This is a genomic window from Vibrio sp. 1401 (assembly GCF_033340295.1).
Window position 1 is genome coordinate 1 of sequence record NZ_JAWOWF010000327.1, and the last position, 727, is coordinate 727.

Consider the following 727-nt stretch of genomic DNA (forward strand, 5'->3'; position numbering starts at 1 on the left):
TGATGGTTACCTCGACCAGTCGTGGCAGCCTCCTTGTCTGTCTGATTGTTTGCGTTTAGCCACGCAAACAGTTTTGAAAAAAGGTCACTTCATCGCTTGTCAGCGTGTACACCATGGCTGGCTTACCGCCTTTGCCTTTGTTGGTGGACGCGACTTTGTTGGTCGGCTTCAACACACCTGAGTCGATCAAACGGCGTTTTATGGTCATGCGGCTGATGTCGATGCCAAATTCTTGATATGCAGAAATGATGTCTGCGACCAAAAATTCTTTATCGAGTGCGAACAGCAGCACTGATGTGTACTCAATCGAAGCACGCAGTTTCTGCCATGCTTTTTCGATGGTTTTCTGGTGATCAAACGCTAGGGTTTCTTCCCCATTGAGGATCGCCTGCAATGGGAACCATTTGAGCTGACACTCGGGCACGCCAGCATTGTTGATTTGCTCGACGTTATTGCGGTCAACCAATGCGTAGTGGGTGATGTTTAAGCTCCAATCTTCCGGATCGCGCTTAGGATCACCGTCGATAAACGCTTCGCTGAAGTGACGAGGATAGGTATGAATCTTCTCGCGGCAAATGCGTCGGCGCGCCGCTTCAAAGTTTTCATCTGCCGGACGTCCGCCTTCGCTGGTCAAGTCTTTATCAAAGACAAACCCGCCCGGTAATGCCCAGACACCATGGTAAGGCCGATTCGGATTTGAACGTTTAATCAGCAACACTTCCAATCC

1 protein-coding gene is annotated in these 727 nt (G+C 49.8%); it reads right to left on the bottom strand.

The features are described from left to right. Positions 1 to 55: 55 nt before the first annotated feature. Positions 56 to 727 (bottom strand): NUDIX domain-containing protein (locus R7Z77_RS25425; protein WP_318137057.1); only part of this gene is annotated, 672 nt, incomplete at its 5' end.